The 13,426-nt window shown below is 65.2% G+C and carries 15 protein-coding genes; 14 read left to right on the top strand and 1 reads right to left on the bottom strand.

Annotated elements, in window-relative coordinates:
• Positions 1 to 2: 2 nt before the first annotated feature.
• From fliD to EV686_RS09010, 5 genes are all read left to right on the top strand, one after another.
• Complete coding sequence (gene fliD, locus EV686_RS09030; RefSeq protein WP_132475885.1) at positions 3 to 1,406, top strand: flagellar filament capping protein FliD; 1,404 nt, start codon at positions 3 to 5, stop codon at positions 1,404 to 1,406.
• Positions 1,407 to 1,409: 3 nt separating this feature from the next.
• The gene (gene fliS, locus EV686_RS09025) at positions 1,410 to 1,847 is read left to right on the top strand and encodes a flagellar export chaperone FliS (RefSeq protein ID WP_377747986.1); all 438 of its coding nucleotides are present in this window, start codon (positions 1,410 to 1,412) and stop codon (positions 1,845 to 1,847) included.
• 104 nt (positions 1,848 to 1,951) lie between these two features.
• The gene (locus EV686_RS09020) at positions 1,952 to 2,278 is read left to right on the top strand and encodes a flagellar protein FliT (protein WP_132475882.1); all 327 of its coding nucleotides are present in this window, start codon (positions 1,952 to 1,954) and stop codon (positions 2,276 to 2,278) included.
• A gap of 2 nt (positions 2,279 to 2,280) precedes the next feature.
• On the top strand, positions 2,281 to 3,465 hold the full coding sequence (fliK, locus tag EV686_RS09015; RefSeq protein WP_132475879.1) for a flagellar hook-length control protein FliK: 1,185 nt from the start codon (positions 2,281 to 2,283) through the stop codon (positions 3,463 to 3,465).
• Positions 3,462 to 3,743, top strand: coding sequence for an EscU/YscU/HrcU family type III secretion system export apparatus switch protein (locus EV686_RS09010; protein WP_132475876.1), 282 nt, complete (start codon positions 3,462 to 3,464; stop codon positions 3,741 to 3,743). Before fliK ends, EV686_RS09010 begins: the two co-directional genes overlap by 4 nt.
• Here EV686_RS09010 and fliE read toward each other — a convergent pair.
• The gene (gene fliE / locus EV686_RS09005) at positions 3,740 to 4,072 is read right to left on the bottom strand and encodes a flagellar hook-basal body complex protein FliE (RefSeq protein WP_132475873.1); all 333 of its coding nucleotides are present in this window, start codon (positions 4,070 to 4,072) and stop codon (positions 3,740 to 3,742) included. The genes EV686_RS09010 and fliE overlap by 4 nt on opposite strands.
• Before the next feature lie 452 nt (positions 4,073 to 4,524).
• Between fliE and fliF the strand changes: the two genes are divergently transcribed.
• The 9 genes from fliF (at position 4,525) to fliN (ending at position 13,416) form a co-directional block, all read left to right on the top strand.
• Positions 4,525 to 6,153, top strand: a complete 1,629-nt coding sequence (fliF, locus tag EV686_RS09000; RefSeq protein ID WP_132475870.1) for a flagellar basal-body MS-ring/collar protein FliF — start codon at positions 4,525 to 4,527, stop codon at positions 6,151 to 6,153.
• On the top strand, positions 6,140 to 7,135 hold the full coding sequence (fliG, locus tag EV686_RS08995; protein WP_132475867.1) for a flagellar motor switch protein FliG: 996 nt from the start codon (positions 6,140 to 6,142) through the stop codon (positions 7,133 to 7,135). The genes fliF and fliG overlap by 14 nt, the downstream gene beginning before the upstream one ends.
• Entirely contained in the window at positions 7,128 to 7,886 is a 759-nt protein-coding gene (fliH, locus tag EV686_RS08990; RefSeq protein WP_132475864.1) for a flagellar assembly protein FliH, read from the top strand. Before fliG ends, fliH begins: the two co-directional genes overlap by 8 nt.
• A complete protein-coding gene (fliI, locus tag EV686_RS08985; protein WP_132475861.1) occupies positions 7,880 to 9,325 on the top strand; it encodes a flagellar protein export ATPase FliI in 1,446 nt (481 codons plus the stop codon). The genes fliH and fliI overlap by 7 nt, the downstream gene beginning before the upstream one ends.
• Positions 9,322 to 9,786: a flagellar export protein FliJ gene (gene fliJ / locus EV686_RS08980; RefSeq protein ID WP_132475858.1), complete on the top strand. Its 465-nt coding sequence runs from the start codon at positions 9,322 to 9,324 to the stop codon at positions 9,784 to 9,786. Before fliI ends, fliJ begins: the two co-directional genes overlap by 4 nt.
• Entirely contained in the window at positions 9,783 to 11,027 is a 1,245-nt protein-coding gene (locus EV686_RS08975; protein ID WP_132475856.1) for a flagellar hook-length control protein FliK, read from the top strand. The genes fliJ and EV686_RS08975 overlap by 4 nt, the downstream gene beginning before the upstream one ends.
• 301 nt (positions 11,028 to 11,328) lie before the next feature.
• Positions 11,329 to 11,832 (top strand): flagellar basal body-associated FliL family protein, encoded by a 504-nt coding sequence (locus EV686_RS08970; protein WP_132475853.1) that lies wholly within the window; start codon positions 11,329 to 11,331, stop codon positions 11,830 to 11,832.
• Positions 11,832 to 12,887, top strand: coding sequence for a flagellar motor switch protein FliM (gene fliM, locus EV686_RS08965; RefSeq protein WP_132475850.1), 1,056 nt, complete (start codon positions 11,832 to 11,834; stop codon positions 12,885 to 12,887). The genes EV686_RS08970 and fliM overlap by 1 nt, the downstream gene beginning before the upstream one ends.
• Positions 12,880 to 13,416, top strand: coding sequence for a flagellar motor switch protein FliN (gene fliN, locus EV686_RS08960; RefSeq protein ID WP_132475847.1), 537 nt, complete (start codon positions 12,880 to 12,882; stop codon positions 13,414 to 13,416). Before fliM ends, fliN begins: the two co-directional genes overlap by 8 nt.
• Positions 13,417 to 13,426: the final 10 nt, after the last annotated feature.

Here is a 13,426-nt window from a genome sequence, read left to right as displayed (position 1 = left end):
AAATGGCAATTTCCAGTATCGGCGTGGGCTCCGGCCTTCCCATCGAGCAAATCCTCAGCGATCTTCGCAAAAGCGAAAACGTCGCCCTGGAACTCGTCCAGAACCGCCAGATCCAGGAAACCAATCGCTTTTCCGCCTACGGCACCATCAAGAGCGCGCTCGAGGCCTTCAAGAACGCCGCGGAACAGCTCGGCAAGCCCGGTACGATCGGCGCCATGAAATCCAGCAGCAACAGCGAAGCCATCGGCGTCAGCACCTCCGAAAAGGCCATTGCCGGGCAATACCGCCTGACGGTGAATACGCTGGCTTCCGCGCAAAGCCTGACCACCCAGGGACAGGCCGACCGCACCAGCAACATCGGATCCGGGGGCAGCATTTCGATCACCCTCGGCGACGGCACGGTCCAGACCCTCGACCTTTCCGGCAAGGGCACCTCGCTGAACGACCTGGTCAAGGCCATCAACGCCGACGACAAGCTCGGCGTCAGCGCCACCATCATCAACGACGGCAGCGATGCGCCCTTCCGGCTCATGCTGACCTCGCGAACCACCGGCACCGACGCGGCCGTCACCGAAATCTCGGTTTCCGGCAACAGCGAGCTGCAAGGCCTCATCGGCTTCAGCAGCGGCGGCACGCACTCGCTCACTGAACAGGCGGCCGTCAACGCCAGCGTCTATGTCAACGGATCCCCTGAAAACGGCGGTATCGCCATCACCAGCCAGAGCAACCAGCTCGACGACGTCATCGAAGGCGTCAAGCTGACGCTGACCAAGGCCAGCGCCGACCCCGTCACGATCACCGTGTCCCGCGACGACACCGCCGCCACCACCGCCGTCAACGCCTTCGTCAAGGCCTACAACAGCCTGCAGACCACCATACGCAACCTGACGACCTACGATACGGAAGCACAAAAAGGCAGCGCCCTGACCGGCGACTCCCTGGCGCGCCGCGTACAGAGCCAGATGCGCGAGGCCATCGGCTTCTCCACGGACTCCGGCGCCATGCGCTCCCTGTCCGACCTGGGCATCGTCACCGACGACTACACCATCGGCACCCTGAAGGTCGACAGCGAAAAACTGGAAAAGGCGCTCAAAGAGAACCTGGGCGACATCACCAACCTGTTCGTCGGCGACAAGAGCCTCACCAAGGCCATTACCAACGCGGCGGATCCGTTCCTGCGCTCCGACGGCTATATCGCCAGCGCCCAGGAAGGCTCCACCGAGGCGCTCAAACGGCTCGAAAAACAGTTCCAGTCCACGTCCGAACGCATCGACGCCACCATCGAAGCCTATCGCCAGCAGTTCATCGGCCTGGACAAGACCCTGGCCCAGATGAACTCCCTCAGCACCTACCTGACGCAGCAACTGTCCATGCTAAGCAACCTCGGCAAGGAATCCTCCAAGTAAGCCATGATGTCATACGCACCACGCACCACGCGGCAGCGCTCCGCCCAGTCCTATGCCAGCATCGGACTGGAGACCGAAGTCCTCAGCGCAACGCCCGAACGCCTCATTTCCCTGCTGATGCAGGGCGCCCTGGCCGCCATGGGCAAGGCTGCGCTGTACATGCAGCACGACAACCACGAAGGCCGCCGCCTGACCATATCGAAGGCGATCGACATCGTGGATTCCGGCCTGAAGGCCAGCGTCGACCGCGAAGCGGGCGGCGAAGTCGCCTCCAGCCTTGTTGCAAGCTACGATCTCATCATTCGCCACCTGCTGCTGGCCAACCTGAACAACAGCCGGGAAAGCCTGGAAATCGCGCAGCAAATGCTCGGCACCGTCAGCCAGGCGTGGCACGAAGCCACAATGACCCCAAAGCCCATCGAGCAGACAGCGGGCGCATGATTCTCGCCGCGCCCGGGGCCGCGCTTCCAACGTTCCGCCCATGCCGTTAGCCGTCTTTTCTGGAGCCTTGGCTTTTGCAACCCGCCTCCCAATCCTCTGATGCCATGAGCGCCAGCCCCCCCATCCTGCAGTATTACAAGACAATCGCCGACATCACCAGCCAGATGTTGGAAAAGGCCTATGCGAATCAGTGGGCGGACGTCATCGCCCTGAGCGATGCCTACCAGGAAGCCGTGGAAGCCCTGCGCAACCTGGAGCCGTTGGACAACAACGCCACCGACGCGCGCAGGGAATACCTGATCCGGATCCTCGACAATGACGCCAGCATACGCAAACTGGCAATGCCGGAAATGGAGCGGCTGGCGTCGCTGCTGGGCGACATCAAGCGGCAGCGCGGCGCAGTGCAGGCCTACAAGACATCGCAATCCTGACCATGAGCATCGGAGGCGCGCCATCGGCCCTGGGAACGCTGCTGGTGCAACGGCTGGACGCCGTGCTCGGCACCACCCTGTCGCAACAGGCCAACCTGGTATCGGGCGCGCGCCCCGATGCCGTCAGCCAACCCGGCTCTCCCGAACGCGCCGATCCCGTGCGCAACGATACGGTCCGCCACCCCCAGGAAAACCTCAACCGCACGATCGGCCAGGTAGAACACCGCAGGCAGGCCGCCACGGCGCGCGCATCCTCCGGATCACCGGCCAGCCACCCCACGGCAACACAAGCGACAAGCTCCGCTCCCACCACGCTGGGCAGCGCGGCGCGCATCATACTCGAGCTGCTGAATAACTACGCCGGAAACGCCGCCATCGCCTCGCGCCAGCCCCTGGTCGGCAACCCGCACCAGCTTCCCAATCCGGTCCCGTCGCAAGCGGCGCAGACGCCGCCTCCCACCGGCCAGCCCATGCCGCCTTCGCCGGCGCCCGCTACGGCCGCCGGAGCAACGACGGCGCAATTCCAGGCCGGCCCCCCGGGTTCGCTGGCCGGCGCCCTGGTCCAGAGCCTTTCCCAGGCCATCGGCAACAGCGGGGTTTTCTACGAATCGCATCTGGCGCAGTTGCTTTCCGGGCAGCGCACTGTCGCCGAATTGCGCGCCGAGCCGCAGGCGCAGCTGCCTGTCCCCCAATCCGAGCACCAGGCGCTCAAGGCCGCCTCCGCCCCGCCGCCGGAATCCTCCCCGGGCAATACGAGCCCTCAAGCTCAGCCATCCGGCGCCCATCAGGCCGCGCAGCCGGGCGCCATGCCTGCGGAAATACAGGTGCTGGTGCGCCAGCAGCTGGAAGTCCTGGCCAATCAATCGATTGCCTGGCGCGGCGAAGTCTGGCCGGACGCCGACATGGAATGGGAAGTCCGCAGGAATGCCGGGCAAGATGATACTGCTTCCGACGCGCCCGACAGCTGGGCCACGAAACTGAAGCTGGAGCTGCCTGGACTGGGGTCCGTTCACGCCAGGCTGACGCTGGCCGGGCAGCAGATCGTCATGCGGATCGAAGCGCCCGAATCGGCCGCGCTACTCTCCGAACAGGCGGGCCAGTTGCGCGCGCGGCTTTCAGCCTCGGGCATGCAGCTCAGCCAGTTGGACATTACGGACACGACCGACGCCCGGGGGACTGCGCCATGAGCGACGCCACGCCTCCGCGCTCCGAAGCCGTCGCCCTGCGCTACGACCCTTCCGACGGTGCTCCCAGGGTCGTGGCCAAGGGATATGGCACCGTGGCGCAAACCATCATACGCACGGCCAAGGAGCATTCGCTGTATGTGCACGAATCCCCGGAGCTCGTAGGGCTGCTGATGCAGGTAAGGCTCGACAGCCAGATTCCGCCGCAACTGTATATCGCCGTTGCCGAGCTGCTGGCGTGGCTTTACTCCCTGGAGTCGGAAACAGACAAGAAAACCTAGACAGGCATGCTGGCGATTTCCTGATAGGCGGCGACCAGCCGGTTGCGCACCTGGACCGTGGTCTGGAAGCCGATGCCGGCCTTCTGCATATCGATCATGACATCGTTCAGGGCGATGCCCGGCTCGCCGGCGACGAAGGCCTTTGCCTGCCCGGAGGCCGCGTTCTGCATCTGGGAAACCTGGCGCAGGGATCGCTGCAGCTCCGCGGCGAAGCCGCCCTGCTCCGTCTGCGAGACAGCGCCAGCCGAAGAGGACGACTGGGCCGCCTGCGTCAGGGCGCGCATCTGCTGCAGGACGGATTCGATGGTGGCGATACGGTCGATGGACATTGCGATGACAGGAAGATGCCGCCCTTGCGGCGGAGGGAAAACCGGTTGCCGCCCCAGAACCCGCTGGCAGCGGATATCCACGACGACTGTACCGCAATGGTAATGCCCGGTCGGCATCGCCAAGCGCGGCAACAATCAGGGAAACCGGGCGGTTTTCATCCGTTTGGACAAAAGCGCGCCATGGGCCGCCACACTTCCGCCTTCCCCGCAAAGGCCCGGCCCCGCTGGCAAGCGCGAGCATTCAGCATAAATAAGCCCCAAAAGCAGCGCTTTTCGACCATTGGCGCCGACGGCTTACTGGCAATAATGCAGGCTCCTTCCGGATGAACCCGCAGCATGCCTATCCTGTTCCATCGACACTACCCGCCGATCCCGTCCACACGCCAAATCGCAAACCGCGGCTTTGAAGCCGAGGCAGGGAAAGGCGCGTCGCCACTTCGCCGGAGCGGCCGATGAGCGAGCAGGCCGCACTGCTATCCCGCTTTCCCGCGCTTGCCAAGGCGCGCGACCTGCCGCGCCACTACCAGATCGGCGCCCTGGCCGCGCTGGTGGCGCTCGTAGTCGTCCTGCTGCTGTGGTCGCGTGGCCCGGACTACCGGGTGCTGTTCTCCAATCTGGAAGACCGCGATGGCGGCGCAATCGTCAGCGCCCTCTCGCAGATGAACATCCCCTACCGCTTCTCCGAAAACGGCGGCGCCATCCTGATTCCCGCCGAGCAGGTCCATGCAACCCGGCTGCAGTTGGCCGAACAGGGCCTGCCGCGCAGCGGCCAGGTCGGCTTCGAACTGTTCGACAACGCCCGTTTCGGCGCCAGCCAGTTCAGCGAACAGGTCACCTACCAGCGCGGCCTGGAAGGCGAGCTCGGCAGCTCCATCGAAGCCTTGCATTCGGTGCAGAAAGCCCGGGTCCATCTCGCCATCCCGCGCGAAACCCTGTTCGTCCGCGAGCGCCAGGCTCCCACCGCGTCAGTGCTGCTCAACCTGTATCCCGGCCGACACCTGAACCAGAACCAGGTGGCTGCCATCGCCTGGCTGGTATCGTCCAGCGTTCCCAACCTGTCGGCGGAAAATGTTTCCATCGTCGACCAGAACGGCCGCCTGCTGACCCAGCCCTCCGGCGAGGCCAAGAGCGACGGCCTGCGGCGCGACATGGTCCACGATGTCGAACAGCGCACGGTCGAGCGCATCATGACGCTGCTGACTCCGCTGGTCGGCGCCGGCAATGCGCGCGCGCAGGTCAGCGCCGACATCGATTTCTCCCAGCGCGAACAGACTTCCGAAGTCTACCGTCCCAACCAGAATCCCGGCGAGGCGGCCATCCGCAGCCAGCAGCTCAGCGCGTCTTCGCAGGCAGGCCCGGGAATCGCCCAGGGCGTGCCCGGCGCCTTGAGCAATCAGCCGCCAGCCGATCCCGTAGCGCCCGTCGATGCGCCCGCTCCAGCCGACACCGTCCAGGCCGGCCCTGGAGCAACCCCGGCAGCCGCCACCAATCGCAACACGCGCAGCGACAGCACCACCAACTACGAGCTCGACCGCACCATCAGCCACGTCAAGGACCCCACCGGACGGATACAAAGGCTGTCCGCCGCCGTGGTCGTCAACTATCGCGAGCAGGCCGACGGCACGCTCGCCGCGCTTTCCGAGGAAGACCTGGCCAAGATCGAAAGCATCGTGCGCCAGGCCATGGGATTCAATGCCGATCGCGGCGATACCGTCAGCGTCGTCAACAGCCAGTTCAACGATACGCCGGATACCCTGCCCGTGTGGAAAGACCCTGAAATGCATGCCCTGGCTATCCTTGCGCTCAAGTATCTCCTGATCGCCATCGCCCTGCTGTTCGCATGGCGGAAAATCGCCAAGCCGATACTCGATTCCCTGCTGACTCCCCGCGTCGCGCCGCCCGCCGCCGTCGATCGCAATGCCGACGCGCTGCTCGAGGAAAAGGCGCAGGCCGAGCGGCGCGCGTCCGAGATCAGCCGCTACGAGGACAATCTGAATACTGCGCGCCAGATGGCGGAGAAGGATCCCCGCGCTGTAGCGATGGTCATGCGCACATGGATGGAAAAGAATGGAAATCGCTGAAATCGACCGGTGCGCGATCCTGATGCTGTCGCTGGGAGAGGACGCTGCCGCCGAAGTCTTCCGATATCTCAGTGCAAGAGAAGTCCAGCAGATCGGGGCCGCCATGGCCAACCTGAAACAGATCACGCGCGGCGATGTCGATACCGTACTGGAAGAGTTCCGCAAGGAAGCCGACCAGTTCATGGCGGTGACCATCGGTTCCGACGACTATATCCGCTCGGTGCTGACCAAGGCCCTGGGCACGGACCGCGCCGCGGGCCTGATCGAAGACATCCTCGATTCCAGCGAAAGCGCGGCTGGCATCGACGCGCTTAACTGGCTCGATGCCAGCAACGTCGCGGAACTGATCTGCGACGAGCATCCTCAGGTCATCGCCACCATTCTCGTACACCTGGAGCGCGACCGGGCATCCGCCGTCATGGCGCTGCTGCCGGAACGCCTGCGCAACGACGTCATGCTGCGCATCGCCACGTTCGGCGGCGTACAGCCCACGGCGCTCAACGAGCTGACGGACGTGCTGAACAATATGCTCTCGGGCCAGAGCGCCAAGCGCAGCAAGATGGGCGGCGTGCGCACCGCGGCGGAAATCCTCAACTTCATGAACACGGCCGACGAAGAGGCCGTGGTCAACAATCTGCGCGGCATAGACGCGGAGCTGGCGCAGCGCATCGTCGACGAGATGTTCATCTTCGACAACCTGATCGATGTGGAAGACCGCGCCATCCAGCTCATCCTGAAGGAAATCGACACATCTTCCCTGACAATCGCCCTGAAAGGCGCTCCGGAAGAGCTGCGCAACAAGTTCTTCAAGAACATGTCCAACCGCGCAGCCGAGATTCTTCGCGACGACATCGAGGCCCAGGGACCGGTGCGCATGTCCAAGGTGGAGCAGGAGCAGAAGAACATCCTGCAGGTAGCGCGCAAGCTGGCGGAAGACGGCCAGATCACACTCGGCAACCAGGGAAACGACGAGTATGTCTGAGCGTCCGGCCACGCAGGCGCACACCTTGTCCCGGGACGCATGGCGCCGCTGGGAGATGGATTCGTTCCAGCCGCCCGAACCTCCCCCTTCTCTCGCCGCACCCGACCCTGCGGACGCCCCGCAGGTCGCGCTGCGCCTGCAGGCGCTGGAACAGCAGGCACGCCAGCGCGGCCACGAAGCCGGCTACGCCGAGGGACACGCGGAAGGGCTTGCCGCAGGCAAGGCCGCCGGAGCAGAAGAGGGACGCCAGTCGGGCCATGCGCAAGGCAGGACCGAGGGATATGAAGCCGGCTACGCGGAAGGCCAGGCCAGGGCCAGGGAAGAAGCCGACGCGCTGCGAACGCTAGCCTCCGCGTTCGCCGGCACGCTGTCCCGCATCGAGGAAGACCTCGGGCAAGGCCTGGTCGGACTGGCCATCGGCATCGCGGAGCAGGTCATACGCGACACCATCGCCGCGCGTCCCGAGTCTCTTCTGCCCGTGGTCAGGGAAATCGTCCAGTTGCACGGCGACAGCGACGCGGCGCTGGTGATCCACGCGCATCCGGATGACCACGCACTGCTGCAGAGGTATCTGGCCGACGACGCCAGCGTCAAACGCTGGCGCCTGATTCCCGACACGCATGTCGAACGGGGCGGATGCACCGCGCATACCGCCCTGGGCTCCATCGACGCCACGCTTCCCACACGCTGGCGGCGCGCGGTGGCCGCCCTCGGTCATCCGGCGACACTGCCGCCGCAGCCGCCATGCTGAACCAGGGCCAGCTGGGCACGCCCGCGGAGCGCTGGAGCGCCCAGCTCGGCCTGGGCCTGCAACGCGTCCGCGCAACCGAAACCCTGCACATCACCGGCCGCATCACGCGCGCCACCGGCATCATCCTGGAAGCCACGGGGCTGCGCCTGTCCGTCGGTTCCGGCTGCCGCATCGAAATGCCGTCGCGCAAGAGCCAATGGGCCGAAGCCGAAGTCGTCGGCTTCGACGGGGACACGCTATACCTGATGCCGCTATCGGACACCACCGGCCTGCAGCCGGGCGCGCGCGTAGCCGCCCTGGACACGGCGGCATCCTCGCCGCTGCCGCTGCCCCGCCATGGCAACGAACTGCAGCCCACCATCTCCATCGCGCGCAGCCAGCCCGCCGGCTGGCAGTTGCTCGGGCGCGTGCTGGACAGCACCGGCCGCCCGCTGGACGACCTCGGCCCGCTGCCGGAAACCGACGCCGCGCCCCTGATGGTACCGCCCATCAATCCGCTCGCGCGCGCGCCGATCGATACCGTGCTGGATGTCGGCGTACGCGCCATCAATGGCCTGCTCACGGTGGGCCGGGGGCAACGCATGGGCCTGTTCGCAGGCTCCGGCGTCGGCAAGAGCGTGCTGCTCGGCATGATGGCCAGATACACCAAGGCCGACATCATCATCGTAGGGCTTATCGGCGAGCGCGGCCGCGAGGTCAAGGAATTCATCGAGCACAACCTGGGCGAGGACGGCCTTAAGCGCGCGATCGTGGTCGCCGCCCCCGCCGACACCTCGCCGCTGCTGCGCATCCAGGGTGCGACTTACGCCACTGCGCTGGCCGAGTACTTCCGCGACCAGGGCCAGCATGTGCTGCTCATCATGGACTCGCTCACGCGCTACGCCATGGCGCAGCGCGAAATCGCCCTGTCCATCGGCGAGCCTCCCGCCACCAAAGGCTATCCCCCTTCCGTGTTCGCCAGGCTTCCCGCGCTGGTGGAACGCGCGGGCAACGGCGCCCAGACCACCGCAGGCACTGGATCGATTACGGCCTTCTATACAGTACTGGCGGAGGGCGACGACCAGCAGGATCCCATCGCCGACTCGGCGCGCGCGATCCTGGACGGCCACATCGTGTTGTCGCGCCACCTGGCCGAATCCGGGCACTACCCCGCCATCGATATCGAGGCTTCCATCTCCCGGGTGATGTCCATGATCGTCCCGCCCGAACAGTTGCGGCGGGTCCACCGGTTCAAGCGCCTGCTTTCCCGCTACGAACGCACGCGCGACCTGATCGCCGTCGGCGCCTATGCGCCGGGCAACGATCCGCAGATCGACGAGGCCATCTCCCGCCATCCCTGGCTGGAGGCCTATCTGCAGCAGGGCATATCGCAATCCATCGATTACGCCAACGCCACCGAAGAGCTGGCACAGCTCTTCGAGGCCGGAGGACAGTCATGAAAAAGACCAGCGCGCTCCCCATACTGATAGACCTGTCGAAGACCACGGCCGACCAGGCCGCCAGGGAATTGCAGACACTGGTCAAGGCCCGGGCCGACGCCGGCAGCCAGCTGGAAATGCTGCAATCCTATCGCCAGGACTACGCCTTGCGCATGCAGCAGGCCGGCGCCTCTGGCATGTCCGCCTCGAATTATCATAATTTCAGGCGCTTCATCTCCACTTTGGACGAAGCGATTGCGCAGCAAAATAGATCCATACAGCAACTGGAGTCCAGGCTCGATGGCCAGCGGAGCAACTGGCTCAGCGAAAAGCGGCGCCTGAACTCCTACGAAACGCTGCAGGAACGGTATCGCAATCAGCAGCAAATCATCGAAAACCGGAACGAGCAGCGCCGCAACGACGAAGCCAGCATCAATCTTTATCATCGCGCGCGACTGCAAGCGGAAAAAAGCCAGCCATGACAGTGCCCATCCTGACAGCCAGCCCTCTCCCCGCCGCCAACGGCCAGGCGCCCAATGCCGCCAGGGAGGACAATGCCGGCAACGCATTTTCAGACGCCCTGTCCGGCAGCCGCCAATCGCTTAGCGACCGCGCCGTCGACCGGACGTCCCCTGCGAAACAGGGCGCGACGGAACGCAAGGACGGCAAGCTGAAGGACGCGGCAGGCACTGAAGCCGACGACGAAGATCTCGCGCTGCCAGGCCTGGCCCTGGCCATCGCCGAACAGGCCGCCAGCCTGCTCGGCCCGCAGGAAACGCTCCGGGAGAATGCCCAGCCGTCCGGCGACAAGCGGGCGCGCGGCAATATCGTCGCGGCATCGAACGCCAACGATGCCCCCCTTAGGAGCATCGATATTTCCGCGTCTCCGGAGACTCCGCCTGTCGTCGAACCCGGCGCAGGTGACGCCGATCCCGGACTCGAGCCGGTCCTGACGGCCGCGCAGCAACAGCGCGCATCCACGGCGCCGGCCAACGGCCGCCCGGCTTTCGCGGAGGGTCTCAATGCGGCAGCCGGGCGCGGCGCAGCCGGCCGCCACCCGGCGCAGGCAGGGTCCGCGCAGGCCGCCGCAGCGGCGTCGGAGCCGTCCAGCGGCACGCTTTCCTCCCAGGCAATGTTCCAGGCGCAGCAGGCGGATGCGCTCTTCGCCGCGCCCGCAGCATCGACACAAGCCGGCATGGAGCTGCCTGCCGCAATGGCCGCAGGCTTGGCCTCCATCCAGCCGCAGGTCTCCTCCGCCATCGGCCCCGCTTCGGCGCCGGCCATTACCGTGCCGCTGCAGCATCCGCAGTGGCCCCAGGCCATGGGCCAGCAGTTCCTGCACCTGCTGCAATCCGGCGGAAATCACGGCACGCAGGTCGCTGAATTGCGCCTGGATCCCCCGGATCTCGGTCCGCTGCGCATCTCGATCCAGCTTTCCGACAACGTCGCCCATGCGGTATTCGTTTCGGCCCACGCGCCGGTGCGCCAGGCGCTGGAACAGGCCCTGCCGCAGCTCCAGGAACAGCTGGCTCAGGCCGGCATCTCGCTTGGCCAGACCAGCGTCAACGACCAGGACCCGCGGCAGGCCGAGTTTTTCCAGCAGCAAGGCGATGAACGCTCCGGCGTTTTCGCCGCTTCCGACGGCGATGTTACGGACATATTGCCGCAGCCAGTCCCGAATCGCGCCGCGGCGCCCAATGCGCTCGTCGATACCTTCGCCTGACCACGCGCCAAAGCGCAAGCCTCGCCGTTTACGGCGAGGTCAAGCGAGGCTGTGCTCATACGGCGCCGAAGGCTCCCCCGTATGGTGGCGAGGAAGCTCCCGACTGCAGGCGGGAGTGACTCACCACGCGCGGCTCCGGCCAGCCATGGTGCGCGGCCAAACAATGGAGCAGGCGGGCATTCGTCCCATTATTCCGGCAGTATGCCGCCGATGCGCTGGGTCAAAATGGCACATTCCTGCAATGCGGCGTTCTGGCATCTCCGCACTTGGCAACCCCAACCATTTCCGCAATCGCTAGGTCATGGCCAAATCCGAATCCCGATCATTCTCGAAAATCCTGAAGTCCATGCTGGTCGTCCTGCTCATCGTAGCGGCCAGCATAGGGGCGACGCTCTACTATACGACCCAGACGGGCGCCCAGCCGCTCAATGCCGGCAACGACGGCGTTTCAGTGGCGTCCGCGCAAGCGGCTGTGACTCCTCCGCCTCCCCCTCCCATCTTCGTCTCGCTCGAGCCGTTCACCGTCACGCTGCGCAATGAGCGCGCAAGCCGCATCCTGCATGTGGCCATCACGCTGCGCGTGACCGACGAAGCCTCGCGCCAGGTGCTGACGACCTACATGCCCGAAGTCCGCGATCGCGTGCTCAGCCGGCTTGCCGAACAGCATCCAGTGCAGGTCCAGACCACCGAGGGCCGCGCCAAGCTGGTGCAGGATCTCAGCAATGCGCTGGAAGCTCCCTATCTGCCGCAGCCCCAGGGCCCCTCGATACAAAACGTTCTATTCACCGCATTCGTGGTGCAATAATGTCTTACCAGAGTTTTCTCTCCCAGGATGAAGTCGACGCCCTGCTCGCGGGCGTCACGGGAGAAACCACGCAGGAACCGGAAGAGGTTGTCTACCCGGGCGGCGTCCGGCCGTACGATCTCAGTTCCCCGGACCGAGTGGTGCGCCACCGCATGCAGACGCTGGAGCTCATCAACGAGCGCTTCGCCAGGCGACTGCGTGGAGTATTCCTGAATTTCATGCGGCGCAACGCCGACATCACCGTCAGCTCGCTGCGCGTGCAGAAATACTCCGATTTCGAGCGCAATCTGCCGGTGCCAAGCAACCTGAACATGGTCACCATGAAGCCGCTGCGCGGCACGGCGTTGTTCACGTTCGACCCCAACCTCGTATTCCTGGTCATCGACAGCCTGTTCGGCGGCCACGGCCGCTACAGCACCCGCGTGGAAGGCCGCGACTTCACCACGACGGAGCAGCGCATCATCCGCCGCCTGCTTTCCATGACCCTGGACAGCTACGCCGAAGCCTGGGAAAGCGTGTACCCGGTGGAGTTCGAGTACATCCGCTCGGAAATGCACACCAAGTTCGCCAGCATCACCAGCGGCAACGAAATCGTGGTGGTCGCATCCTTCAATATCGAGTTCGGCACCGCCGGCGGCAACCTGAACATCTGCCTGCCCTACTCCATGATCGAGCCGCTGCGCGACATCCTGACGCGTCCGCTGCAATCCGCCGGCAGCGGCGCCATCGACCAGCGCTGGACGCACCAGTTGTCGCGCCAGGTCCGCAGCGCCGATGTCGAACTGGCCGTCGATTTCACGAGCATCGAAACTACGGTGTCGGAACTGCTCCGGCTCAAGGTGGGCGACGTCCTGCCCATCGACATCCCTTCCACGGTCACTGCCAACGTAGGCGGCGTTCCTGTTCTCGAATGCACCTACGGGACTTTCAACAACAGGTACGCCCTGCGCGTCCAGCGCGTCATCCGCCATTCCGATACGGACGAACAGCCGCTGAAGCGGGCAAGCACAGAATCCACCGAACACGAACAGCCGCAAGTTGCCAATCATGACTGATCACAAGCAAGATCCCTCCCGGCCCGAAGACGGCGCCGCGATACCGGAAGACGACTGGGCAGCAGCCCTGGCGGAACAGGCAGGCGCCGCCGGCCCGGCGGCCACCCAGGCGGACGGCCTGCAGCCCGCGGCCGACCCCATGGACGACTGGGCCTCGGCCCTGGCCGAACAGACCGCAGCAACCGGCCCCGTCGGCGGCTCCAGCCCTTCCTCCGCTCAGCATGTCTTCCAGCCCCTGAGCAACACCGCCGCCCAGGGCTCCAGCGACATCGACATGATCATGGACATCCCGGTCCAGCTTTCCGTCGAACTGGGCCGCACCAGGCTGACCATCAAGAACATCCTGCAGCTTGGCCAGGGATCGGTCGTCGAGCTCGACGGCCTTGCCGGCGAGCCCATGGACATCTATGTGAACGGCTATCTGATCGCCCAGGGCGAAGTCGTGGTCGTGGACGAGAAATACGGCATCCGCGTCACGGACATCATCACCCCGTCCGACCGCATCAGCCGCCTGAACAGCAAACGCTAGGAACTCCCTC

It is taken from the genome of Paracandidimonas soli, assembly GCF_004342005.1.
In the GTDB taxonomy this organism is placed as follows: Bacteria; Pseudomonadota; Gammaproteobacteria; order Burkholderiales; family Burkholderiaceae_B; genus Paracandidimonas; species Paracandidimonas soli.
The sequence above is the reverse complement of the archived record's forward strand: the minus strand, read 5'-3'. Positions and strand labels throughout refer to the sequence as shown.

What these genes read in the sequence shown, in the direction of transcription:
- fliD (WP_132475885.1), top strand. Translation starts at nt 3, where the DNA reads ATGGCAATTTCCAGTATCGGCGTGGGCTCCGGCCTTCCCATCGAGCAA.
- fliS (WP_377747986.1), top strand. Translation starts at nt 1,410, where the DNA reads ATGATGTCATACGCACCACGCACCACGCGGCAGCGCTCCGCCCAGTCC.
- EV686_RS09020 (WP_132475882.1), top strand. Translation starts at nt 1,952, where the DNA reads ATGAGCGCCAGCCCCCCCATCCTGCAGTATTACAAGACAATCGCCGAC.
- fliK (WP_132475879.1), top strand. Translation starts at nt 2,281, where the DNA reads ATGAGCATCGGAGGCGCGCCATCGGCCCTGGGAACGCTGCTGGTGCAA.
- EV686_RS09010 (WP_132475876.1), top strand. Translation starts at nt 3,462, where the DNA reads ATGAGCGACGCCACGCCTCCGCGCTCCGAAGCCGTCGCCCTGCGCTAC.
- fliE (WP_132475873.1), bottom strand. Translation starts at nt 4,072, where the DNA reads ATGTCCATCGACCGTATCGCCACCATCGAATCCGTCCTGCAGCAGATG.
- fliF (WP_132475870.1), top strand. Translation starts at nt 4,525, where the DNA reads ATGAGCGAGCAGGCCGCACTGCTATCCCGCTTTCCCGCGCTTGCCAAG.
- fliG (WP_132475867.1), top strand. Translation starts at nt 6,140, where the DNA reads ATGGAAATCGCTGAAATCGACCGGTGCGCGATCCTGATGCTGTCGCTG.
- fliH (WP_132475864.1), top strand. Translation starts at nt 7,128, where the DNA reads ATGTCTGAGCGTCCGGCCACGCAGGCGCACACCTTGTCCCGGGACGCA.
- fliI (WP_132475861.1), top strand. Translation starts at nt 7,880, where the DNA reads ATGCTGAACCAGGGCCAGCTGGGCACGCCCGCGGAGCGCTGGAGCGCC.
- fliJ (WP_132475858.1), top strand. Translation starts at nt 9,322, where the DNA reads ATGAAAAAGACCAGCGCGCTCCCCATACTGATAGACCTGTCGAAGACC.
- EV686_RS08975 (WP_132475856.1), top strand. Translation starts at nt 9,783, where the DNA reads ATGACAGTGCCCATCCTGACAGCCAGCCCTCTCCCCGCCGCCAACGGC.
- EV686_RS08970 (WP_132475853.1), top strand. Translation starts at nt 11,329, where the DNA reads ATGGCCAAATCCGAATCCCGATCATTCTCGAAAATCCTGAAGTCCATG.
- fliM (WP_132475850.1), top strand. Translation starts at nt 11,832, where the DNA reads ATGTCTTACCAGAGTTTTCTCTCCCAGGATGAAGTCGACGCCCTGCTC.
- fliN (WP_132475847.1), top strand. Translation starts at nt 12,880, where the DNA reads ATGACTGATCACAAGCAAGATCCCTCCCGGCCCGAAGACGGCGCCGCG.